This is a genomic window from Limnohabitans sp. Rim8, assembly GCF_945869175.1.
Taxonomy (GTDB): domain Bacteria; phylum Pseudomonadota; class Gammaproteobacteria; order Burkholderiales; family Burkholderiaceae_C; genus Limnohabitans_A.
On sequence record NZ_CAMBNZ010000018.1, the window covers coordinates 18,765 to 38,889 of the forward strand.

Here is a 20,125-nt window from a genome sequence, read left to right on the forward strand (position 1 = left end):
GGTGAGCGTGGCCACCACTTCTGCTGCTTCTTCTGGTTTGTCAGAACTGCAAGTTCGCCTGGCTTATGCGTTTCGCCAGCAAGCTTTACTGCAGCAGGCGCTGACGCACCGCAGTTTCAGCGCAGACCACTACGAGCGCTTGGAATTTTTAGGTGACTCGGTGCTCAACCTGGCCGTCTCGCACATGCTTTATGCGCAACTGGCCGACATGCCCGAAGGTGACTTGTCGCGTGTTCGGGCCAATCTGGTCAAGCAAGACACGCTGCACCAACTGGCCAAAACGCTGGACGTTTCAGCCGTCATGCGTTTGGGTGAAGGCGAGATGCGATCCGGCGGGCAGGGCAGGCCCTCGATTTTGGCGGACATGGTCGAGGCCATCATCGGCGCTGTCTATCTGGACGGCGGCTACCAAGACGCGCAAGCCTTGGTTGAGCGCCTGTTTGCCAAGGTCGACATCAAACCCGACATGCAAGCTGTGGGCAAAGACCCCAAGACGGAGCTGCAGGAGTGGTTACAAGGGCGCAAGCTCGCGCTGCCCAAATACACCGTGGTCGGTACCTCCGGCGCGGCGCACCGCCAGCAATTCGAAGTTTCTTGTGAAGTGACTCAATTGCGCCAAACCCAACAAGGCTCGGGCGCGTCGCGCCGTGCAGCTGAACAAGCAGCGGCAGCCGCCATGCTGCAGACCCTGAAATCCGAAAGCGCCGTATGAGCACCGACAAGAAATCCACCGATTCGGCGCTGACCGCGCAAGAGCCGACCCTGCGTCGCCCCGTTCAAATCGCGGGTGTGACCATCCAGCCACGCGACCCCTCTGAGGACGCATCCTTGCCGCCTGTCGCTGTCACCCCCTTGCCAGTACCCGTTGAAGGCCAGCACTGCGGACTGGTGGCCATTGTGGGCAAACCCAACGTGGGCAAGTCGACCTTGCTCAATGCCTTGGTGGGCCAAAAAATCAGCATCACCTCGCGCAAAGCCCAAACCACCCGCCACCGCATCACGGGCATCCGCACCCAAGGCGCTGCGCAGTATGTGTTTGTGGACACACCCGGTTTTCAGACCATTCACGGCACCGCGCTCAACAAGTCACTCAACAAGACCGTGGTTGGTGCGGTGAGCGATGTGGATTTGGTGCTCTTCGTGGTCGAGGCGGGCAGTTTCACCACGGCGGACGCCAAGGTGCTGGCCTTGCTCAAGCCCGGAATTCCGGTTTTGCTGGTGGCCAACAAGCTGGACAATGTGCACCGCCGTGGCGACATCGCCCCTTGGTTGCAAAGCATGCACCAGCGTCACGCCTTCACCGAGTTTGTGCCCATGTCGGCCAAGCAGCCCAAGGACATCGTGCGCTTGTTGGACATTTGCGAAAAATACCTGCCCGAGCAGCCTTGGTGGCATGCCGAAGACGAGTTGACCGACCGCAGTGAAAAGTTCTTGGCCAGCGAAATGGTGCGAGAAAAATTGTTCCGCCTGACAGGTGACGAGCTGCCTTACACCTCCACGGTGGTGATTGACAAGTTCGAAGAGGAAGCTGGGCGCACCGCCAAGCGCATGTTGCGCATTGCCGCCACCATCGTGGTGGAGCGCGAAGGCCACAAGGCCATGGTCATTGGTGACAAGGGCGAAAAGCTCAAGCGCATCGGCACTGAAACACGCGTGGAATTGGAAAAGTTGCTGGACGCTAAGGTGTTCATCGAGCTGTGGGTCAAAGTGCGTTCCGGCTGGGCCGACGACGAAGCCCGCGTGCGCAGTTTCGGCTACGAGTAATCCCACCGCCAATGGCCACCAAGCGGATCGCAGACGAGCCAGCCTATGTGCTGCACCGCTACGACTGGAGCGAGACCAGCCTGATCCTTGAAGTCTTCACCCGCCACCATGGCCGGGTGGCTCTGGTGGCCAAAGGGGCCAAACGGCCCAGCTCCAGCTTTCGCCCTGTTTTGTTGCCTTTGCAGCCTTTGTCGCTGGCGTTTGGGGGCGATGGCGACATCCGTACCCTCAAGTCGGCCGAATGGGTGGGCGGGCACGTCATGCCCACGGGTGAGGCGCTGCTGTCTGGCTATTACCTCAATGAATTGCTGATGCGCCTGACGGCCAGAGACGACCCGCACCCGCAGTTGTTTGAGGTGTACGCGGCTGCCGTCCGCCTGCTGGCCAGTGGTGACCCGAATGCCTTGCAATGGGCCTTGCGGGCGTTTGAGCTGTTGCTGCTCAAAGAGATGGGCCTGTTACCCGCCTTGAACCAGCAGACCCTGACCCTCAAAACCTTGTCGCCCACAGACTGTTACGCTTTGGTGCCCGAGGCCGGTTTGCAATTGGTGAGCGATGACCCACGCCACGCCTTGCGCGGCGAGCAATGGCAATTGCTCCAAATGGCACTGGATTCCCCCAGCCCGCTGGCCGCCTTGTTGAGAGATTGCGCCGACTTGTTGGTGCAACTGCAAAGGCCCTTGCGCCTGATGCTCAACTACCATTGCGGTGTCGGTGCCTTGCGTACCCGCCAAATGATGCTGGACTTGCAAACTTTATGAACACAACCCAACGCGTGGCCCTGTCGGTCAACGTCAACAAAGTCGCCTTGCTGCGCAACTCCCGCCATCTCGGCATCCCCAGCGTGAGGCGTGCCGCCGAGCTGTGTCTTCAAGCGGGTGCACAAGGCATCACCATCCATCCCCGTCCTGATGAACGCCACATCCGCGCGAGCGACGTGCCCGAGCTGCAGGCGCTCATGCAGGCCTGGCCTGAGCGTGAGTTCAATATCGAGGGCAACCCCTTCCACAACCTGATGGAACACGTGCGTGCCGTGCGACCGCACCAAGTCACCTTTGTGCCCGACAGCGAAGGCCAGTTCACCAGCGACCACGGCTGGGCTTTCCCGCAAGACACCGAGCGCCTGAAACCCCTGATCGATGAGTGCAAAGCGCTGGGCGTGCGCGTGAGCCTGTTCATGGACCCCATCCCGGATCAAATGGCCGGGGCCCGGGCTGTGGGCGCGGACCGGGTGGAGCTGTACACCGAGCCTTATGCGGCTGCTTTTGGAACGCCAGAGCAAGACAAGCAGTTGCAGCGTTACGCCGTCGCGGCCGTGGCCGCAACGCAGGTTGGCCTGGGCTTGAACGCAGGCCATGACCTCAACCAGGCTAATGTGCCTGCCTTTGTGGCCGCGGTCAAAGGCCTGCAAGAAGTCTCGATTGGCCATGCCTTCATGGCCGACGCGCTGGAGTTGGGTTACAGCGCCACCGTGAAGGCCTACCTCGCTTGCCTGGAAAAATGATCTACGGCATCGGTACCGACATCTGCGACATCCGCCGCATCCGGGCCAGCCTGGAACGGCACGGGGAGCGCTTTGCCGCCAAGGTGCTGAGCGACGCCGAGATGGCCACATGGAAAGCCCGCGGCGCCCGATGGCCCGAGCGGGGTGTGCGTTACCTGGCCACACGGTTTTCTGCCAAAGAGGCCTTCAGCAAAGCCATTGGCCTGGGCATGCGCATGCCCATGACTTGGCGGCTGTGTGAAGTGGGCAATTTGCCCAGTGGTCAACCGGTCATCGTGCTGCACGGGGACCTCAAAGAATGGTTTGAGACCAAGCACCTCAGTGCCCACATCACCGTGACCGACGAGTCCGAATACGCCGCCAGTTTTTGTGTGGTCGAGACCCTGAGCGCACCGCACCCTTGATTGGGCGCGCTGATCCCCCACATTGAATGGATATCCCATGCCCCTGCACGCCCCCCTGATCATTGACATTGCTGGCACCACCTTGACCGATGTGGACTGCCGCCGTATGGCGCATCCCCTGGTGGGTGGCATGATTTTGTTTGGCCGCAATTGGTACAGCCGTGCACAGCTGAGTGATTTGTGCGCCGAGGTCAAAAGCATCCGTCCCGACCTCTTGATTGCGGTCGACCACGAAGGCGGTCGTGTGCAGCGCTTTCGCACCGACGGTTTCACCCATTTGCCGCCGATGCGTGCTTTGGGTGAACTCTGGTCGCAAGACGACAAGGGCCTGCCCGGCTCGGGCGTGCTCAAGGCCTGCGAGGCGGCCACATCGGCAGGCTTTGTTTTGGCCAGTGAGCTGCGTGCTTGTGGCGTGGACTTCAGCTTCACCCCGGTGCTCGATTTGGACCACGGCGAGAGTGGCGTCATTGGCGACCGCGCCTTCGCGCGCGACACGCGCGTGGTGAGTCTGCTGGCCCGCAGTCTCATGCAGGGCTTGTTGCAAGCGGGGATGGGCAATTGTGGCAAGCATTTCCCTGGACACGGCGCGGTCAAGGCCGACTCGCACGTGGCGCTGCCGGTGGACAAGCGCAGCCTCAAGGCCATCTTGGCCGACGACGCGCAGCCTTACCGTTGGCTGAGCAGCGTGCTCACGGCCGTGATGCCCGCACACGTTATTTACAGCAAAGTCGACAGCCGCCCAGCAGGTTTTTCGCCGCGCTGGTTGCAAGACATCTTGCGTGCGCAATTGGGCTTTCAAGGTGTGGTCTGCACCGACGATTTGTCGATGGCCGCCGCCCGGCAGATGGACGGCCGCACACTCAGCTACACCGAGGCCGTGATCACCGCGCTGCATGCCGGCTGCGACCTGGCCTTGCTGTGCAACCGCTCGGCTGTGAACGACGGCGCAGAACTCGATGAAGTGATTGACCAGTTGGCCCAAGCCCAGCTCAAAGGCCACTGGACGCCCAGCGAGATCAGCGAAGAGCGGCGTTTGGACCTCTTGCCCCGATCGCCCGCCCGCCCTTGGGACGAGCTGGTGCGCTCTGCCGACTACATGCAGGCGCTCGACCGCTTGCCTTGACCTGAACAGGACACCACAATGAACTGGATTGCGCGCATCGTCATGGGTTTGCTGGGGCTGGGTTTTTTGGCTGCCTTGCTTTTGGGGTTGCTCTGCTACACCGTTTTTGCGACGGTCCGTTGGTTGTTGACGGGCCGCAAACCCCAGGTGGTGATGGTCTGGCAGCAGTTCAGCGCCATGCGCCAGGGCTTCAAGCAGGGCGGTTTCGGTGCAGGTTCCGGACAAGGCTTTGGTTCCCCCAAACGGCAAGTCAGCCCATTTGCCCAGGACGACCAGGTGGTCGATGTGGAGGTGCGCGAGGTGGTGGAAGATGCACCCCGTTTGCCGCCCCGCCAAAAGGACTGAAGCTGTGAGCGCATCAAAAAACCCGACCTAGGCCGGGTTTTTGGGCGCTTTGGATCTTATGGCTGCACGTGCCGCAGCGCCGGAAACAAAATCACATCGCGGATGCTGGCGCTGTCGGTCAGGAGCATCATCAGGCGGTCAATGCCGATGCCGCAGCCGCCCGCAGGGGGCATGCCGTATTCGAGCGCACGCACAAAGTCGTGGTCGTAATACATGGCTTCGTCGTCGCCGTCTTCTTTGGCCGCCACTTGGGCATGGAAGCGTGCGGCCTGGTCTTCGGCGTCGTTCAATTCGCTGAAGCCATTGCCGAACTCGCGGCCGGTGATGTAGAGCTCAAATCGCTCGGTCACTTCGGGGCGACTGTCGTTGGCACGGGCCAAGGGGCTGATTTCGGTCGGGTGCTCCATGATGAAGGTCGGCTCCCAGAGCTTGTCTTCCACAGTTTCCTCGAAATAGAACACCTGCAGGCTGGCGAGACTCCGTGAGGACAGCTTGTCCTTGGCTTCGCTCATGCCCAGCTTCTTCAGGGCGTTGATCAGCCACTCGGCGTTGTCCACGTTGTCACCGGCTTCGGTGTGCTTCACGATGGCTTCACGGATGGTCATGCGTGCGAAAGGCTTGTTCAGGTCCACCGGCTTGCCGTTGTAGCTCAAGTCCAGAGTGCCCGCAGCGTTCATGGCCGCGTCGCGGATCAGGCTTTCGGTAAAACCCATCAGGTCCTGGTAGTTCCAGTACGCCGCGTAGAACTCCATCATGGTGAACTCGGGGTTGTGGCGCACCGAGATGCCTTCGTTGCGGAAGTTGCGGTTGATCTCGAACACGCGCTCAAAGCCGCCTACCAAGAGTCGTTTCAGGTACAACTCGGGCGCGATGCGCAAAAACATCTCTTGTTCGAGCGCGTTGTGGTGTGTCACAAAGGGCTTGGCGTTGGCACCACCGGGAATGGGGTGCAACATGGGTGTTTCCACTTCCAAAAAGCCGTGCTGGACCATGAACTCACGGATGCCGCTCACGGCCTTGCTGCGGGCCACAAAGCGCTTGCGGGCGGCTTCGTCGGTCATCAGATCGACATAGCGCTGGCGGTATTTGACCTCTTGGTCGGCCACGCCGTGGAACTTGTCTGGCATGGGGCGCAGGCTCTTGGTGAGCATGCGGATCGATGTGGCATGGATCGACAATTCACCCGTGCGGGTCTTGAACAAATGGCCTTCCACGCCCACGATGTCGCCCAGGTCCCAGTGTTTGAACAGGGTATAGAGGTCTTCACCCACGTCGTCGCGGGTCACATAAACCTGGATGCGGCCCGTGGCGTCTTGCAGCGTGGCAAAGCTGGCCTTGCCCATGACGCGCTTGAGCATCATGCGGCCAGCGACCTTGGCAGTGGTCTTGGCCACGCCTTCGCCGTTCAACTCTTCTGCGGCTTTCTCGCCGTGCGCCTGGTGCAGGTTGGCGGCGTGGTGTTCGGGCTTGAAGTCGTTGGGAAACGCCACACCCTTGCCTTCGGCTTGCGCCTGACGCATGGCTTTGAGCTTCTCGCGGCGCTCGGCGATCAGCTGGTTTTCATCTTCTGGGGCGGGCAGAGGTGCTGGTGCCGTTTGGGCGATGGCGTTCGTGTCGGACATGAAGGGCGATGGTTGGGCTCTTGGCGCGAAGCGTGCCTGAACCTGGTTGGCGTAAAAAACGTGGGAAAACAGAACTGCGACAAGGCGCAAAACCATTTATTTTATGAGTTTCCGAGGGGCTTTTGGCCTTGTCGGCCTGCGGGTGTCGCCCAAGCCTAAGGCGAGCGCTCAGAGGGGACAACCATGTCGCCGATCAACTCCAGCCGCATCAGGGGCTCTTGCAGTGCAAACAGGCGGTATTTCGTTTGTAAAGGCATGGGCAGTAACTCGCCCCAGCGGTTGGACAGCCAGCTGCAATCTTGCAGCCGCCACGCCTCGGCCCAGTGAGGCACCTCGCTGGGTTGTGCGCTCAGTTCGGTCAACACGTCGTGCATTTGCGCTGACAGGTGCTGCAAGTCATCAGGCACCTGCACGGCGGGCTCGGGCGGTATGGCTTGTGTCCTGCCCAGCCACAGGCCGTCGCTGCGCTGCTGCGTGGTCCGGATGTGGAACTTTTCCACCCCCCGACACCAGACCATCACCAAGCCGGGCTGGGGCCGCTCGATGCGTTCGATCTGCACCCGGGTGCCTATGGCTTCAAACTGTTCGGCGGCATCACCTGGCCGGTGCACTTCGCGGCCCTGGGACAATGTGAGCACCCCAAAGCCGGTGCCTTGGCGCTCGCATTCGCCAATCATCTGCAGGTAGCGCAGCTCAAACAACCGCAGTGGCAGCAAAGCGCCGGGAAACAGCACGGTGCCCAATGGGAACAGGGGCAATTCCGTCCATGGGGCGGGGGATGGGGTGGGCGCGGCATTCATCTGGGTATCATCGCACGAGCAGGAGAACAGCAATGTGGTTTCAGATGGTCAGCATGGTGTTGGATGTGGTCGCGGGTTTGGTGGCGGGCACATGCTTGTTGCGTTTTTTGATGCAGTGGCAGCGCATTTCTTTTCACCAGCCCCTGGGGAACTTCGTTTTTTCCATGACCGATTGGCTGATTTTGCCCTTGCGCAAGGTCGTACCCGCTTGGTCGGCCTGGGATTTGTCAAGCCTGGTGGGGGCCTGGCTGATCAAGGTGGTTCAGTTTTTGTTGCTTTGGCTGGTGGCGGGGGGGAAAGGCAGCCTGGCCTTGCTGCCCTTGCTCAGCTTGGTGGGCTTGGCGCAGTTGGTGGTGTCGGCTTTGAGTGCCTTGGTGCTGGTGTTGGCGATCATGTCTTGGGTCAATCCCGGCTCGCAGATGTACGCCCTGACGGCGCGTTTGTGCGAGCCGTTTTTGCGCCCTTTTCAGCGTGTGGTGCCTTTGATCGGCGGCATTGACCTGTCCCCGCTGGTGCTGCTTTTGATCTTGCAGATTCTGGGCATGCTGCTGTCGGGCTTTCAGATGAGCTGGCTGAACTGAAGCATTGAGCTTTAGCCCAAACAGCAAAGCCCTCTGACGAGGGCTTTTTTTTGAGAGTCACTGATCTCGGTAGGCTCTAACTTACCGCATCCGCTGGCTGGCGCTGGAGCATGGCCAAGGTGTTGGCGATGGTTTTGCGCAGTTCGCGTCGGTCGCAGATGAAGTCCACCGCGCCCTTGGTTTGCAAAAACTCGGCACGCTGAAAGCCTTCGGGCAAAGTCACGCGCACGGTGCTTTCGATCACGCGGGGGCCTGCAAAGCCAATCAGGGCTTTGGGCTCGGCAATCACCACGTCGCCCAAGAAGGCAAAGCCCGCCGACACGCCACCCATGGTTGGGTCGGTCAACACGCTGATGTAAGGCAGGCCTTTTTTGGCCAGTCGGGTCAGCGCGGCATTGGTTTTGGCCATTTGCATGAGTGAGAGCAAGCCTTCTTGCATGCGTGCGCCGCCTGTGGCGGTGAAGCAGACAAAAGGCACTTTTTGTTCGATGGCGGTTTCCACGCCACGCACAAAGCGTTCACCGACAACGGAGCCCATGGAGCCGCCCATGAAGTCGAACTCGAAGCAGGCCACGACCAAAGAAATGCTGTGGACCGAGCCACCCATGACCACCAAGGCGTCGGTTTCGCCCGTGTTGTTCATGGCTTCTTTGAGGCGCTCGGGGTATTTGCGGCTGTCTTTGAACTTCAAGGCATCGACGGGCACCACTTCTTGGCCGATTTCGTAGCGGCCTTCGCCGTCCAAGAAGCCGTTCAGGCGAGCACGCGCACCGATGCGCAGGTGGTGCGAGCAGCCAGGGCAAACATTCTGGTTTTCTTCCAAGGCGGTTTTGTAAAGCACCGTTTCGCAGCTGGGGCACTTGACCCACAAGCCTTCGGGCACCGATCGGCGATCGGACGGGTCGGTGTGCTGGATCTTGGGGGGAAGCAATTTTTCGAGCCAACTCATGAAGGTTTCTCCTTATGCGGCAAATTATCGTTCAAACGCCAGAGCGACCCAGTTTCACGCCAACCAGGTCCTCCAGCGCTGATGAAGCGCTGTCTCCGAGCCTTCAGGCGTCGAGGGCTTGGCGAATGCCACGCAGAAAGTCAGACGCCACGGTATGGACTTGCTCGGGCGCAGCCGCGTCGATCAGCTGAATCAATCGGGTGCCAATCACCACCGCATCGGCCACCCGGCTGATGGCCTTGGCCGTCTGTGCGTCGCGGATGCCAAAACCCACGCCCACAGGAACGCTCACGTGCTGGCGGATGCGCGGCAGCATGGCTTCCACCGCGTCGATGTCCAGTGCGCCTGAGCCTGTCACGCCCTTGAGCGAGACGTAATACACATAGCCACTGGCCACTTGGGCGACTTGCGCCATGCGCTCGTCGGTGGAGGTGGGTGCCAGCAAAAAGATCAAGTCCATGTTGTGGGCACGCAGTTTGGCTGCAAATTCCACGCATTCTTCAGGCGGGTAGTCCACCACCAAAATGCCGTCCACCCCGGCAGCCGAGGCATCGTGGATGAAGCGGTCGGCGCCGTGCTTTTGGTCATACCGCTCGACCGGGTTGGCGTAACCCATCAAGACCACCGGGGTGTGGGTGTTGGTTTGGCGAAATTCTTGCACCATGGCCAGCACCTGCGTCAAACCAATGCCCAAAGACAGGGCTTTGTCACCGGCTTTCTGAATCACCGGGCCGTCGGCAGACGGGTCCGAAAACGGCACCCCCAGCTCGATGATGTCGGCCCCGGCCTCGGCCATGGCGTGCATCAGGGGCGCCGTGGTGTTTTGCAGAGGAAAACCTGCCGTGACATACGGAATCAGGGCTTTGCGGCCTTGGGCTTTGAGGGTGGACAGTGTGGAATCAATGCGGCTCATGGGGGCCTTCACTTCACAAAATTGACGGGCTGATCGCCACCTTTGACCGATTGGCCTTGGCAACTGGGGCGGCAATAGAAGTCGGCGTTCGACAAATCGGCCACGGTGCCGATGTCTTTGTCGCCTCGACCGGACATGTTGACGAGGATCGACTGGTCAGGGCGCATGGTTTTGGCCAACTGCATGGCGTAGGCCACGGCATGGCTTGACTCCAGCGCGGGGATGATGCCTTCAGTGCGGCACAGGTAGTGAAAGGCCTCGAGGGCTTCCTTGTCGGTGATGCCCACGTATTCTGCGCGGCCAATGTCCTTCAAAAAGGCGTGTTCGGGGCCGACACCGGGGTAGTCCAGGCCCGCGCTCACGCTGTGGGTTTCGGTGATCTGGCCGTTGTCGTCTTGCAGGATGTAGGTGCGGTTGCCGTGCAACACACCTGGTGTGCCCAGCTGCAGTGAGGCCGAGTGTTTGCCCGTGTCCAGGCCTTCGCCTGCGGCTTCTACGCCAATCAAGCGTGTATTTTCGTGGCCAATGTAGGGGTAGAAAATGCCCATGGCGTTGCTGCCGCCGCCCACGCAAGCGATCACCGCATCGGGTTGCTGCTCGGCCATTTGCAGGCTTTTGAACATCTCGGGCATTTGCGTCAGGCATTCCTCGCCGATCACGCTTTGGAAGTCGCGCACCATCATGGGGTAGGGGTGTGGCCCTGCCACGGTGCCGATGATGTAAAAGGTGTTGTCGACGTTGGCGACCCAGTCGCGCATGGCTTCATTGAGGGCGTCTTTGAGGGTGCGGCTGCCCGACTCCACCGGCACGACGGTCGCGCCCAAGAGCTTCATGCGGTAAACGTTGGGGCTTTGGCGCTTGACATCTTCCGAGCCCATGTACACCACACATTCCAAACCATAGCGGGCGCAGATGGTGGCGGTGGCCACGCCGTGCTGGCCTGCGCCAGTTTCAGCAATGATGCGCGGCTTGCCCATGCGCTTGGCCAGCATGGCTTGGCCAATGGTGTTGTTGATTTTGTGGGCGCCCGTGTGGTTCAGGTCTTCGCGCTTCAAGAAGATCTGCGCGCCCCCCATCTCGCGGCTCATGCGGGCGGCGTGGTAGACGGGCGAGGGGCGGCCCACAAAATGGGCCAACTCGGACTTGAATTCGGCGATGAATGCCGGGTCGTGCTGGTACTGGGCGTAGGCGGCTTTGAGCTCGTTGATGGCGTGGGTCAGGGTTTCGCTGACGAAACTGCCGCCATACATGCCGAAATGGCCTTTGGCATCGGGTTGTTGGTAGTCGTACATGGTGCTTTCCATCGGTTGCGTTCGTTCAGTGTTGGCGGCAGCTTGGCTGCTGCATGTGGGGTCCGCATGGACTCAGGGAATGAATTCAGGGAACGAATTCAGAGAGTGCATTCAGAAGTCAAGGGCGTTGTCTGCGGTGCGCACCGCCTGGACAAACTGCCGCATTTTCTCGGCATCTTTGAGGCCTTTGCCTGCTTCGATGCCCGAGCTCACGTCAACGGCCAGAGACAGGCCGTGCGTGCGCAGCGCCCGCATGCCATCGCCCACGTTTGCAGGTGTGAGTCCACCAGACAAAACGAGGTGAGCATTGACGTTTGGTGGCAGCAGTGACCAATGGAATGTTTTTCCGCCCCCGCCGTATCCGTCGACGTGGGCGTCGAGCAAGAGGGCTTGGGCTGAGTGGTGTTGAGATGCAAATTCTAGCAAGTCGAAGTCCTGGGCCTCGGACAGGGGGATTCTGGCGGCTTTGAGGTGGGGGCGGCCCGTGAGAAGCGAGATCGATTGGCAAAACTCGGGCGACTCGTCGCCATGAAACTGCAACAAAGCGCCTGGCACTGCGGTGCAAGCCGCTTGAATGCGCTCGGGTGTTTCGTTGACGAACAGCAGCACCGGGACCACAAAAGCAGGCAGCAGGCGGGCCAGCTCGGCTGCACGGTCGATGCTCACGCTGCGGGGGCTGGGTGGGTAGAGCACAAAACCAATCGCGTCGGCACCGAGGGAGCAGGCCGCCAGCACATCGGCTTCGCGGGTGAAGCCGCACATCTTGATGCGGGTGCGCTGCTGCGGGGTGTGACTTGTCGGTGTGTTGGCTTGGCTCATGGCAACCAATCAAAAGCAGGTGTTGTGTCGGGCAATCCCCACTCGGGGCTGTAGATCGGGCCTGCAAAGTACAGGCCGTCGGGCGAAAAAGTGGGTGCTGCAGCGTCGCGGTTTTTGGCCAAAAGAACCTCTAGCATCCAGTCAGGCGACTGGTTGCCCTGGCCAATCGTGATCAGGCAGCCCATGATGTTGCGAATCATGTGGTGCAAAAAGGCATTGCCTTCGAACTCAAATCGCCAATACGCGCCACGTTTGGCAATGCGGATGTACCTGAGCGTCTTGACGGGTGACAGCGCCTGGCAGCTGCTGGCCCTGAAAGACGAGAAGTCGTGCTCGCCCAATAAGTGCTGGCTGGCTTCGAGCATGGGCGCTTGGGCCAGTGGCCGGTACACCCAACCCACGCGGCCCGTCTCTAAGCTGGGACGCACCACCGAATCGAGCAGCACGTAGATGTAGCGCCTGCCCGTGGCGCTGGCACGGCAATGGAAGGTGTCGGGCATGACTTGCGCCCACTGCACGGCAATGTCAGAGGGCAAATAGCGGTTGGTGCCGCGCACCCAAGACTGCGGATCGCGGTTCAGTTCGGTATCGAAATGCACAACTTGCATCAGGCCGTGTACCCCTGCATCGGTGCGGCCGGCGCACAGGGTGCTGATGCGGGGCACATCGGCAAACTTGGACAAGGCGTTTTCGAGTTTGTCTTGCACCGTTTGGCCCGTGCTTTGGCTTTGCCACCCTTGGTAGGCGCTGCCCGAGTACCCCACACCCAGCGCGACTCTCACGCCTTGGGACCTGCAGGTTGGGCCGCATCAGCGGGGGGGCGTGCCTCGGGCGCAGGCGTCAAGTTCAGGTCCAGATGGGCGAACTGTGGCGGCAAGCCTGAGGGCAAAGGTGCACGCTCGACCTGGATATCTGGGTGGGGCTTTGGGGTGACAGACGCGATGGGTTCGCGAGACACCTCGTTGTGGTGATGTTGGGCAAACAAATCATCGTCTTTTGAAGGGTGGCGTCTGACCCACCACACCCAGGCCCACATGCCGCCCAACAGAGCCAAAGCCCAAGCCCCAACGGTCGAGCTCTGGCTGATGAACTCCAGGACAGAGGAGGCCTGGATTGGTGGCGCGGAAACGGGCAAACTGGGTGATAAGGGCTTGGATGGAGCGCTTTCAGCCGCTGTCGCTTGGTCGGTGTTGGGAGGTTTCGACGCCGCCAAGGACCTGAGGGTGTCCAGGTTCTTTTGGAGTGCAGCGAGTTGTTCGGTCTTGTCCTGAATCTCACGTTCCACAGCCAGCCTGGCTTCGTCGGTGGCGCTTGCGGCCTCGCGTTGGCTGAGCGTCAAGGTGTCTTGGGGCGGCAGTTGTGGTGCCGGTGTGCTGGCGACAGCGCTGAGCTTGCCGTTCATTTCCCGGCTTGCCGTGTCGGGCGCTTGGAGAGCCGATTGGGCCAAGCGCCGGGCATAGGCCGCAAAATCCACGGTTTGCGCCACCACCGTTTGCCTAGCTTCTTCGGCTGAAATTTGACTGGCCTCTTGGGCGCTGGGCAATTGAACTTCAGCACCTTCGCGCAGCAAGTTCACATTGCCCTCAATGAAGGCCTCCGGGTTGGCGCGCACCATGGCCAACAGCATTTGGTCCAGCGTGACGCCCGATGGCATGGAGCGCAAGACCAAGCGAGATGCAGTATCACCTGCCCGCACCCTGACGGTGTCTAAGGGTTGTCGAGTCTCTGCAACAGACGCAGGGTTGGCCACCGCCGCCAAGGCCAGGGGGGAGACCACGGGGGCGGCCAGGTCAGCAGCGTTCTGGGTGTTGCCCGGGCGTTGGCTCGTAGCCCCTGCGGGCGAGACCAGCAAGGTGTAATTCATGGCCAAGCGACCTGAAGGCCACTGGGCTTCCACAATCACATCGATGAAGTGTTCGTTGACCGGTGACAGCCCGGTCAGGGCGATGAAGGGTTTACCGTCACCGCGAAACTCCAGTCTTGTTTGCAAACCATTCAATGCAGGGTGAAACGCCATGTTGGCCTGCTCGTAGCTGGCCATGGTCGCCGGTTGCAGCTTGAGCCTGCGCAGGTCTTCCACCTTGTATTGCGTGATCTCTATCGCCGCCCTCAGTGGCTGCCCGATGCCCGATTCCACCGACACCTGACCGAGTGTCAAAGCCAGCACTGATTCACTGGCCAAGGCCACGGCCAAAGTCAGCCAAGGGCGCAGCCCCAACACAAGCGAGGTCGGTGGTCCGGAACGCATCGGCCGCAAAAGCATCAAGCGTCCAACAAGATGCGCAGCATGCGGCGCAGCGGTTCGGCCGCTCCCCACAGCAGCTGGTCACCGATGGTGAATGCGCCCACGTACTCTGGGCCCATGGCCAGTTTGCGGACACGGCCCACCGGGATGGTCATGGTGCCCGTCACGGCAACAGGCGTCAGGTCTTGGAGGGTGGCTTCGCGCGTGTTGGGCACCAGTTTGACCCACTCGTTGTCGGCGGCGATCATGGCTTCCAGGTCGGCCACGGGCACGTTCTTTTTCAGTTTGAAGGTCAAGGCCTGGCTGTGGCAGCGCATGGCGCCCACGCGCACGCAGAAACCGTCCACCGGAATGGCCGCTGAGTTGAAGGCCTCGCCGAGTCCCAAAATCTTGTTGGTTTCAGCCATGCCTTTCCACTCTTCTTTGGACGTGCCCCAACCGGCTTCGTCCCGGGTTTTGCCGATGCCCAAGTCCTTGTCGATCCAGGGGATCAGCGAGCCGCCCAGTGGCACGCCAAAGTTGGCGGTTTCTGCCGAGGTCAAGGCACGTTGTTTGGCCACCACCATGCGGTCGATGTCCAAAATGGCGCTCTTGGGGTCGTCCAGCAGGGCTTTCACTTCGGCGTTCAAGGTGCCGTATTGGGTCAGCAGTTCACGCATGTGTTGCGCGCCGCCGCCCGAAGCCGCTTGGTAAGTCTGGGTGCTCATCCATTCCACCAAGCCGGCTTTGTACAAAGCGCCCACACCCATCAGCATGCAAGACACGGTGCAGTTGCCACCCACCCAGGTTTTGCTGCCGTGGGCCAAGGCATTTTTGATCATGGGCATGTTGACCGGATCGAGGATGATCACGGCGTCTTTGTCCATGCGTAAGGTTGAAGCGGCATCGATCCATTGGCCAGTCCAGCCTGCAGAGCGCAGCTTGGGGAAGACTTCAGATGTGTAGTCGCCGCCTTGGGCGGTGATGATGATTTCGCAGCGCTGGAGTTGTTCGATGTTGAAGGCGTCCTGCAGCGTGGTTTCGTTCTTGGCCACGGAAGGGGCTTTGCCGCCCGCGTTCGATGTGGAGAAAAACAAGGGCTCGATCAGGTCAAAGTCTTTTTCCTGAATCATGCGGTCCATCAGAACCGAGCCGACCATGCCGCGCCAGCCGACCAAACCTACCAACTTGCTCATTTCATTGCCCTTTCAAAGTTAAACAGTTCGAGACCTGACTGTTTGCCCGGCTCGTCTGGCCGGGGAGGGCGCACGACGAACCAGACTGGATCAGCCCTTAATGGTCGTCGTTTTTGTGGAAGTCACACGCGCGCCAACAGCCACTGCAGCGGCAGTGATCAGGTTCAGGGTGAACAGGCGGGCGTGGAACATGGCCAAAATTGTAACGGATGCTGCCTGAGCACTTCCTGACAGCACCCTCAGGGGATCAGCCGAGGGCCTTGACCACCGCGTCACCCATTTCGCAGGTGCCCACCTTGGTGGTGCCTGCGCTGTAGATGTCGCCGGTGCGCAGGCCCTGGGTCAGCACCTTTTGAACGGCCGCTTCAATCCGCTGGGCGGCGGCTTCCTGGTTCAGGCTGAAACGCAGCATCATGGCGGCGGACAAAATGGTGGCGAGCGGATTGGCCACGCCTTTGCCCGCGATATCGGGGGCGCTGCCGTGGCTGGGCTCGTACAGGCCCTGGTTTTTCGTGTTCAAGCTGGCCGAGGGCAGCATGCCGATCGAGCCGGTCAGCATGGACGCCTCGTCGGACAAGATGTCGCCGAACATGTTGCCTGTGACCACCACGTCAAAGCGCTTGGGTTCCTTGACCAGTTGCATGGCCGCGTTGTCCACATACATGTGGTCCAGCGCCACGTCAGGGTATTGTTGGCCGACTTCGGTGACCACGTCTTTCCAGAGCTGGAAGGTTTCGAGCACATTGGCCTTGTCGACGCTGGTCAGGCGCTTGCTGCGCTTGCGGGCAGCCTGGAAAGCCACATGCGCAATGCGCTCGATCTCGGGCTTGCTGTAACGCATGGTGTCAAAGGCTTCTTCAGCGCCGGGGAAGTGGCCGTCGGTTGCGATGCGTCGCCCGCGTGGCTGGCCAAAGTAAATGTCCCCTGTCAGCTCGCGGATGATCAGGATGTCCAAACCCGAAATCAACTCGGGTTTGAGGCTGGATGCACCAACCAGCTGTTCGTAGCAAATGGCGGGGCGGAAGTTGGCAAACAGGCCCATGTTTTTGCGCAAACCCAAAATCGCCTGCTCGGGGCGCAGAGGGCGGTCGAGCTTGTCGTATTTCCAGTCGCCCACCGCGCCAAACAGCACAGCGTCAGACTGCATCGCCAGCTGGAGTGTGGCTTCAGGCAGGGGGTGGCCAAAGGCGTCGTAGGCGGCTCCGCCGACCAGGGCGGTTTCCATTTCGAATTTCAAGTCCAAAACATTCAGGACTTTGACGGCTTCAGCGACGATTTCGGTGCCAATGCCATCACCGGGGAGGACTGCGATTTTCATGGGGTTCCCGTATTCAATCAAGCGTTGACGGCGGTGTGGGCCAGCCAAGGTTTGGTGGCCAGACGTTCGGCTTCGAAGGCTTTGATCTTGTCGGCGTGGCGCAGGGTCAGGCCAATGTCGTCCAAGCCATTGAGCAAGCAGTACTTTCGGAAGGCCTGCACCTCGAACGGGATTTCTTCACCTTGGGGGCGCACCACCACTTGGCGCTCCAAATCCACGGTGAGTTGGTAGCCAGGGAAGGCCGCCACTTCGTCGAACAACTGGGCGATCACGGCTTCGGGCAGCACGATGGGCAAGAGGCCGTTTTTGAAGCAGTTGTTGAAAAAGATGTCGGCAAAACTGGGGGCGATCACGCAGCGAAAACCGTACTGGTCGATGGCCCATGGAGCGTGTTCACGCGAGGAGCCGCAGCCAAAATTCTTGCGGGCCAGCAACACGCTTGCGCCCTGGTAACGCGGCTGATTCAGCACGAATTCCGGGTTGGGCTTGCGGCTGGCCGGGTCTTGGCCCGGGTAGCCCACGTCGAGGTAACGCCATTCGTCGAACAGGTTGGGGCCAAAGCCCGTCTTGCGAATCGATTTGAGGAATTGCTTGGGGATGATGGCATCGGTGTCCACGTTGGCGCGGTCCATCGGGGCCACGATGCCTTTGAGGAGGGTGAATTTTTGCATGTTGTGATTCCTTGAACGCTTTATGCGAATTTGCGAACGTCAACGAAGTGACCGTGCACGGCTGCAGCGGCAGCCATGGCGGGGCTGACCAGGTGGGTGCGTCCACCTGCGCCCTGACGGCCTTCGAAGTTGCGATTGGAGGTCGACGCGCAGCGCTCACCCGGCTCCAAGCGGTCAGCATTCATGGCCAGGCACATGGAGCAGCCGGGTTCGCGCCACTCAAAGCCGGCGGCCTTGAAGATCTCGTGCAGGCCCTCGGCTTCGGCTTGCGCTTTGACCAAACCCGAGCCGGGCACAACCATGGCCAATTTCACGTTCTTGGCGACCTTCTGACCGAGCTTTTTGACCACGGCAGCGGCCTCGCGCATGTCTTCGATGCGGCTGTTGGTACACGAGCCGATGAAGACCTTGTCAATGGTGATGTCGGCCACGGCCTTGCCGGGCTGCAGACCCATGTAGGTCAGCGCGCGCTCAATGGCGTCGCGCTTGACGTCGTCTTTTTCCTTGTCGGGGTCGGGCGTATGGCCGTCAATGCCCAGCACCATTTCGGGCGAGGTGCCCCAGGTGACTTGCGGCACGATGGTGCTGGCGTCGAGTTCCACCACAGCATCAAAATGCGCGCCGGGGTCGGACTGCAGTGTCTTCCAGTAAGCGACGGCATGGTCCCACTCCACCCCCGTGGGCGAGAGCAGGCGGCCTTTGACGTACTCGATGGTTTTGTCGTCCACCGCCACCAGACCTGCGCGAGCACCGCCTTCGATGGCCATGTTGCACACCGTCATGCGGCCTTCCATGGACAGGCTGCGCATGGCCGAGCCAGCGAATTCGATGGTGTAGCCGGTACCGCCAGCGGTGCCGATTTTGCCGATGATGGCCAGCACAATGTCTTTGCCTGTGATGCCTTTGGCCAGGTTGCCCTCGACCTTGATGAGCATGTTTTTGGCTTTTTTGGCCAACAAGGTCTGGGTGGCCATGACGTGCTCGACCTCGGAAGTGCCGATGCCGTGGGCCAGCGCACCAAACGCGCCGTGGGTGGAGGTGTGGGAGTCACCGCAAACCACAGTCATGCCGGGCAGGGTGGCACCGTTTTCAGGGCCAATCACATGCACGATGCCTTGGCGCTTGGACAGAAAGGGGAAAAAGGCGGCAGAGCCGAACTCCGCCATGTTGGCGTCCAGCGTGGTGATTTGCTCTTTGCTGATGGGGTCGGTGATGCCGTCGTAACCCAGTTCCCAACCCGTGGTGGGGGTGTTGTGGTCGGCGGTGGCCACGATGGAGCTGACGCGCCAGACTTTGCGGCCGGCTTGACGAATGCCCTCAAATGCTTGCGGGCTGGTGACTTCATGCACCAGATGGCGGTCGATGTAAAGAACGGCCGTGCCGTCTTCTTCGGTGTGGACGACGTGTTCGTCCCAGATCTTGTCGTAAAGCGTGCGTGCCATGGGTTTTCCTTGCCGTGCAAGCTGCCATTTTATGCGGATAGGCGGCCTTCATCGGGCCGTCTGCCATGGCCTTTTGGTCGCTGCCGTGACTCGAGCGGCCGGGGCCCGTTGCTGCCAGGCCTCATCAGTCGCTTCGCGCCAGCAAATCGGCCTGACAGCCCTGGGCCCCAAACGCTCAAGTTGTGGTGGTTGGATGTGCGTGTTAATTGGGCGAGCAGATTTGGCGCATGCCTTGACCATGCAAAAAGCCCGCACAAGGCGGGCTTTGGGGGTTCGGTTAAAAACCGATCACCGCTGCACGTCGCGGCGCACAGAGCCGGTGAACAGCTGACGGGGGCGGCCAATTTTGTACTCGGGGTCGCCGATCATTTCGTTCAACTGGGCGATCCAGCCGACGGTGCGGGCCAAGGCAAACACGCCGGTGAACAAATTCACGGGAATGCCGATGGCGCGTTGCACGATACCGGAATAAAAGTCCACGTTGGGGTAGAGCTTGCGGCTGACGAAGTAATCGTCTTCCAAAGCGATTTTTTCCAGGGCCTTGGCCAACTTGAACAAGGGGTCGTTTTCCAGGCCCAGTTCTTTCAGCACTTCGTCGCAAGTTTCTTGCATCAGCTTGGCGCGTGGGTCGTAGTTTTTGTAAACCCGGTGACCGAAGCCCATGAGCTTGACGCCAGAGTTCTTGTCCTTGACCTTTTCCATGAAATCACCCACCTTGGAGATGCCCCCCATTTTTTGGATGTCTTCCAGCATGTTGAGGCAAGCTTCGTTGGCGCCACCGTGAGCGGGACCCCAGAGGCAGGCCACGCCCGCAGCGATGGCCGCGAAGGGGTTGGTGCCAGACGAGCCGCACAGGCGCACTGTCGAGGTCGAAGCGTTTTGCTCGTGGTCTGCGTGCAGTGTGAAGATGCGGTCCATGGCGCGTTCGAGCACGGGGTTGACCACGTAGTCCTCGCATGGGGTGCCGAACATCATGCGCAGGAAGTTGCCAGCGTAGGACAGGTCGTTGCGGGGGTACATGTAGGGCTGGCCCACGCCGTATTTGTAAGCCATGGCCACCAGGGTGGGCATTTTGGCGATCAGGCGGATCGCGGCAATGTGGCGGTGCTCGGGGTTGTTGATGTCTGAGCTGTCATGGTAGAAGGCCGACAAAGCGCC

At 60.6% G+C, this 20,125-nt stretch carries 21 protein-coding genes; 8 read left to right on the plus strand and 13 right to left on the minus strand.

What is annotated here, in order from left to right:
* Positions 1–7: 7 nt before the first annotated feature.
* From rnc to Q0O19_RS04645, 7 genes are read left to right on the plus strand one after another with little or no spacing between them, the layout of a single operon-like run.
* The gene (rnc, locus tag Q0O19_RS04615) at positions 8–712 is read left to right on the plus strand and encodes a ribonuclease III (protein ID WP_295520487.1); all 705 of its coding nucleotides are present in this window, start codon (positions 8–10) and stop codon (positions 710–712) included.
* A complete protein-coding gene (era, locus tag Q0O19_RS04620) occupies positions 709–1,764 on the plus strand; it encodes a GTPase Era (protein ID WP_295520489.1) in 1,056 nt (351 codons plus the stop codon). Before rnc ends, era begins: the two co-directional genes overlap by 4 nt.
* Before the next feature lie 11 nt (positions 1,765–1,775).
* Entirely contained in the window at positions 1,776–2,525 is a 750-nt protein-coding gene (recO, locus tag Q0O19_RS04625) for a DNA repair protein RecO (protein WP_295520491.1), read from the plus strand.
* The gene (locus Q0O19_RS04630) at positions 2,522–3,268 is read left to right on the plus strand and encodes a pyridoxine 5'-phosphate synthase (protein ID WP_295520493.1); all 747 of its coding nucleotides are present in this window, start codon (positions 2,522–2,524) and stop codon (positions 3,266–3,268) included. The genes recO and Q0O19_RS04630 overlap by 4 nt, the downstream gene beginning before the upstream one ends.
* Complete coding sequence (acpS, locus tag Q0O19_RS04635; protein ID WP_295520525.1) at positions 3,265–3,672, plus strand: holo-ACP synthase; 408 nt, start codon at positions 3,265–3,267, stop codon at positions 3,670–3,672. Before Q0O19_RS04630 ends, acpS begins: the two co-directional genes overlap by 4 nt.
* Positions 3,673–3,709: 37 nt before the next feature.
* Entirely contained in the window at positions 3,710–4,795 is a 1,086-nt protein-coding gene (gene nagZ / locus Q0O19_RS04640; RefSeq protein WP_295520495.1) for a beta-N-acetylhexosaminidase, read from the plus strand.
* Positions 4,796–4,813: 18 nt separating this feature from the next.
* Complete coding sequence (locus Q0O19_RS04645) at positions 4,814–5,140, plus strand: hypothetical protein (protein WP_295520497.1); 327 nt, start codon at positions 4,814–4,816, stop codon at positions 5,138–5,140.
* A gap of 56 nt (positions 5,141–5,196) precedes the next feature.
* Here the strand turns inward: Q0O19_RS04645 and lysS are convergent, their stop codons facing one another.
* Positions 5,197–6,762 carry a lysine--tRNA ligase gene (gene lysS, locus Q0O19_RS04650; RefSeq protein ID WP_295520498.1) on the minus strand — a complete coding sequence of 522 codons (1,566 nt, stop codon included), beginning with the start codon at positions 6,760–6,762 and terminating at the stop codon, positions 5,197–5,199.
* A gap of 155 nt (positions 6,763–6,917) precedes the next feature.
* The gene (locus tag Q0O19_RS04655; protein WP_295520499.1) at positions 6,918–7,562 is read right to left on the minus strand and encodes an LON peptidase substrate-binding domain-containing protein; all 645 of its coding nucleotides are present in this window, start codon (positions 7,560–7,562) and stop codon (positions 6,918–6,920) included.
* 32 nt (positions 7,563–7,594) lie between these two features.
* On the opposite strand from Q0O19_RS04655, the gene Q0O19_RS04660 reads away from it, so the two are divergent.
* Complete coding sequence (locus tag Q0O19_RS04660) at positions 7,595–8,143, plus strand: YggT family protein (protein WP_295520501.1); 549 nt, start codon at positions 7,595–7,597, stop codon at positions 8,141–8,143.
* 76 nt (positions 8,144–8,219) lie between these two features.
* Here Q0O19_RS04660 and accD read toward each other — a convergent pair whose 3' ends face one another.
* The 11 genes from accD to gltA form a co-directional block, all read right to left on the minus strand.
* The gene (gene accD / locus Q0O19_RS04665) at positions 8,220–9,092 is read right to left on the minus strand and encodes an acetyl-CoA carboxylase, carboxyltransferase subunit beta (protein WP_295520502.1); all 873 of its coding nucleotides are present in this window, start codon (positions 9,090–9,092) and stop codon (positions 8,220–8,222) included.
* 103 nt (positions 9,093–9,195) lie between these two features.
* Positions 9,196–10,005 (minus strand): tryptophan synthase subunit alpha, encoded by an 810-nt coding sequence (trpA, locus tag Q0O19_RS04670; RefSeq protein ID WP_295520504.1) that lies wholly within the window; start codon positions 10,003–10,005, stop codon positions 9,196–9,198.
* An 8-nt stretch (positions 10,006–10,013) separates the two neighbouring features.
* Positions 10,014–11,297 carry a tryptophan synthase subunit beta gene (gene trpB, locus Q0O19_RS04675; RefSeq protein WP_295520506.1) on the minus strand — a complete coding sequence of 428 codons (1,284 nt, stop codon included), beginning with the start codon at positions 11,295–11,297 and terminating at the stop codon, positions 10,014–10,016.
* Between the two features lie 111 nt (positions 11,298–11,408).
* On the minus strand, positions 11,409–12,116 hold the full coding sequence (locus Q0O19_RS04680) for a phosphoribosylanthranilate isomerase (RefSeq protein WP_295520509.1): 708 nt from the start codon (positions 12,114–12,116) through the stop codon (positions 11,409–11,411).
* The gene (truA, locus tag Q0O19_RS04685; RefSeq protein ID WP_295520511.1) at positions 12,113–12,898 is read right to left on the minus strand and encodes a tRNA pseudouridine(38-40) synthase TruA; all 786 of its coding nucleotides are present in this window, start codon (positions 12,896–12,898) and stop codon (positions 12,113–12,115) included. Before truA ends, Q0O19_RS04680 begins: the two co-directional genes overlap by 4 nt.
* Positions 12,895–14,379, minus strand: a complete 1,485-nt coding sequence (locus Q0O19_RS04690) for a FimV/HubP family polar landmark protein (protein ID WP_295520513.1) — start codon at positions 14,377–14,379, stop codon at positions 12,895–12,897. The genes truA and Q0O19_RS04690 overlap by 4 nt, the downstream gene beginning before the upstream one ends.
* Positions 14,379–15,536: an aspartate-semialdehyde dehydrogenase gene (gene asd / locus Q0O19_RS04695; RefSeq protein WP_295520514.1), complete on the minus strand. Its 1,158-nt coding sequence runs from the start codon at positions 15,534–15,536 to the stop codon at positions 14,379–14,381. The genes Q0O19_RS04690 and asd overlap by 1 nt, the downstream gene beginning before the upstream one ends.
* 247 nt (positions 15,537–15,783) lie before the next feature.
* On the minus strand, positions 15,784–16,854 hold the full coding sequence (gene leuB / locus Q0O19_RS04700) for a 3-isopropylmalate dehydrogenase (RefSeq protein WP_295520515.1): 1,071 nt from the start codon (positions 16,852–16,854) through the stop codon (positions 15,784–15,786).
* Positions 16,855–16,871: 17 nt separating this feature from the next.
* Positions 16,872–17,525, minus strand: a complete 654-nt coding sequence (gene leuD, locus Q0O19_RS04705) for a 3-isopropylmalate dehydratase small subunit (RefSeq protein WP_295520517.1) — start codon at positions 17,523–17,525, stop codon at positions 16,872–16,874.
* 20 nt (positions 17,526–17,545) lie between these two features.
* Complete coding sequence (gene leuC / locus Q0O19_RS04710) at positions 17,546–18,967, minus strand: 3-isopropylmalate dehydratase large subunit (protein ID WP_295520518.1); 1,422 nt, start codon at positions 18,965–18,967, stop codon at positions 17,546–17,548.
* A gap of 288 nt (positions 18,968–19,255) precedes the next feature.
* Positions 19,256–20,125, minus strand: an 870-nt coding sequence (gene gltA, locus Q0O19_RS04715) for a citrate synthase (protein ID WP_295520519.1), incomplete at its 5' end; no start/stop codon positions are given.

Coding starts and splice junctions, on each gene's coding strand:
- accD (WP_295520502.1), bottom strand. CDS start 9,092: ATGAGTTGGCTCGAAAAATTGCTTCCCCCCAAGATCCAGCACACCGAC.
- Q0O19_RS04630 (WP_295520493.1), top strand. CDS start 2,522: ATGAACACAACCCAACGCGTGGCCCTGTCGGTCAACGTCAACAAAGTC.
- trpB (WP_295520506.1), bottom strand. CDS start 11,297: ATGTACGACTACCAACAACCCGATGCCAAAGGCCATTTCGGCATGTAT.
- leuC (WP_295520518.1), bottom strand. CDS start 18,967: ATGGCACGCACGCTTTACGACAAGATCTGGGACGAACACGTCGTCCAC.
- recO (WP_295520491.1), top strand. CDS start 1,776: ATGGCCACCAAGCGGATCGCAGACGAGCCAGCCTATGTGCTGCACCGC.
- Q0O19_RS04660 (WP_295520501.1), top strand. CDS start 7,595: ATGTGGTTTCAGATGGTCAGCATGGTGTTGGATGTGGTCGCGGGTTTG.
- Q0O19_RS04690 (WP_295520513.1), bottom strand. CDS start 14,379: ATGCTTTTGCGGCCGATGCGTTCCGGACCACCGACCTCGCTTGTGTTG.
- era (WP_295520489.1), top strand. CDS start 709: ATGAGCACCGACAAGAAATCCACCGATTCGGCGCTGACCGCGCAAGAG.
- leuB (WP_295520515.1), bottom strand. CDS start 16,854: ATGAAAATCGCAGTCCTCCCCGGTGATGGCATTGGCACCGAAATCGTC.
- lysS (WP_295520498.1), bottom strand. CDS start 6,762: ATGTCCGACACGAACGCCATCGCCCAAACGGCACCAGCACCTCTGCCC.
- Q0O19_RS04645 (WP_295520497.1), top strand. CDS start 4,814: ATGAACTGGATTGCGCGCATCGTCATGGGTTTGCTGGGGCTGGGTTTT.
- asd (WP_295520514.1), bottom strand. CDS start 15,536: ATGAGCAAGTTGGTAGGTTTGGTCGGCTGGCGCGGCATGGTCGGCTCG.
- Q0O19_RS04655 (WP_295520499.1), bottom strand. CDS start 7,562: ATGAATGCCGCGCCCACCCCATCCCCCGCCCCATGGACGGAATTGCCC.
- acpS (WP_295520525.1), top strand. CDS start 3,265: ATGATCTACGGCATCGGTACCGACATCTGCGACATCCGCCGCATCCGG.
- leuD (WP_295520517.1), bottom strand. CDS start 17,525: ATGCAAAAATTCACCCTCCTCAAAGGCATCGTGGCCCCGATGGACCGC.
- nagZ (WP_295520495.1), top strand. CDS start 3,710: ATGCCCCTGCACGCCCCCCTGATCATTGACATTGCTGGCACCACCTTG.
- trpA (WP_295520504.1), bottom strand. CDS start 10,005: ATGAGCCGCATTGATTCCACACTGTCCACCCTCAAAGCCCAAGGCCGC.
- Q0O19_RS04680 (WP_295520509.1), bottom strand. CDS start 12,116: ATGAGCCAAGCCAACACACCGACAAGTCACACCCCGCAGCAGCGCACC.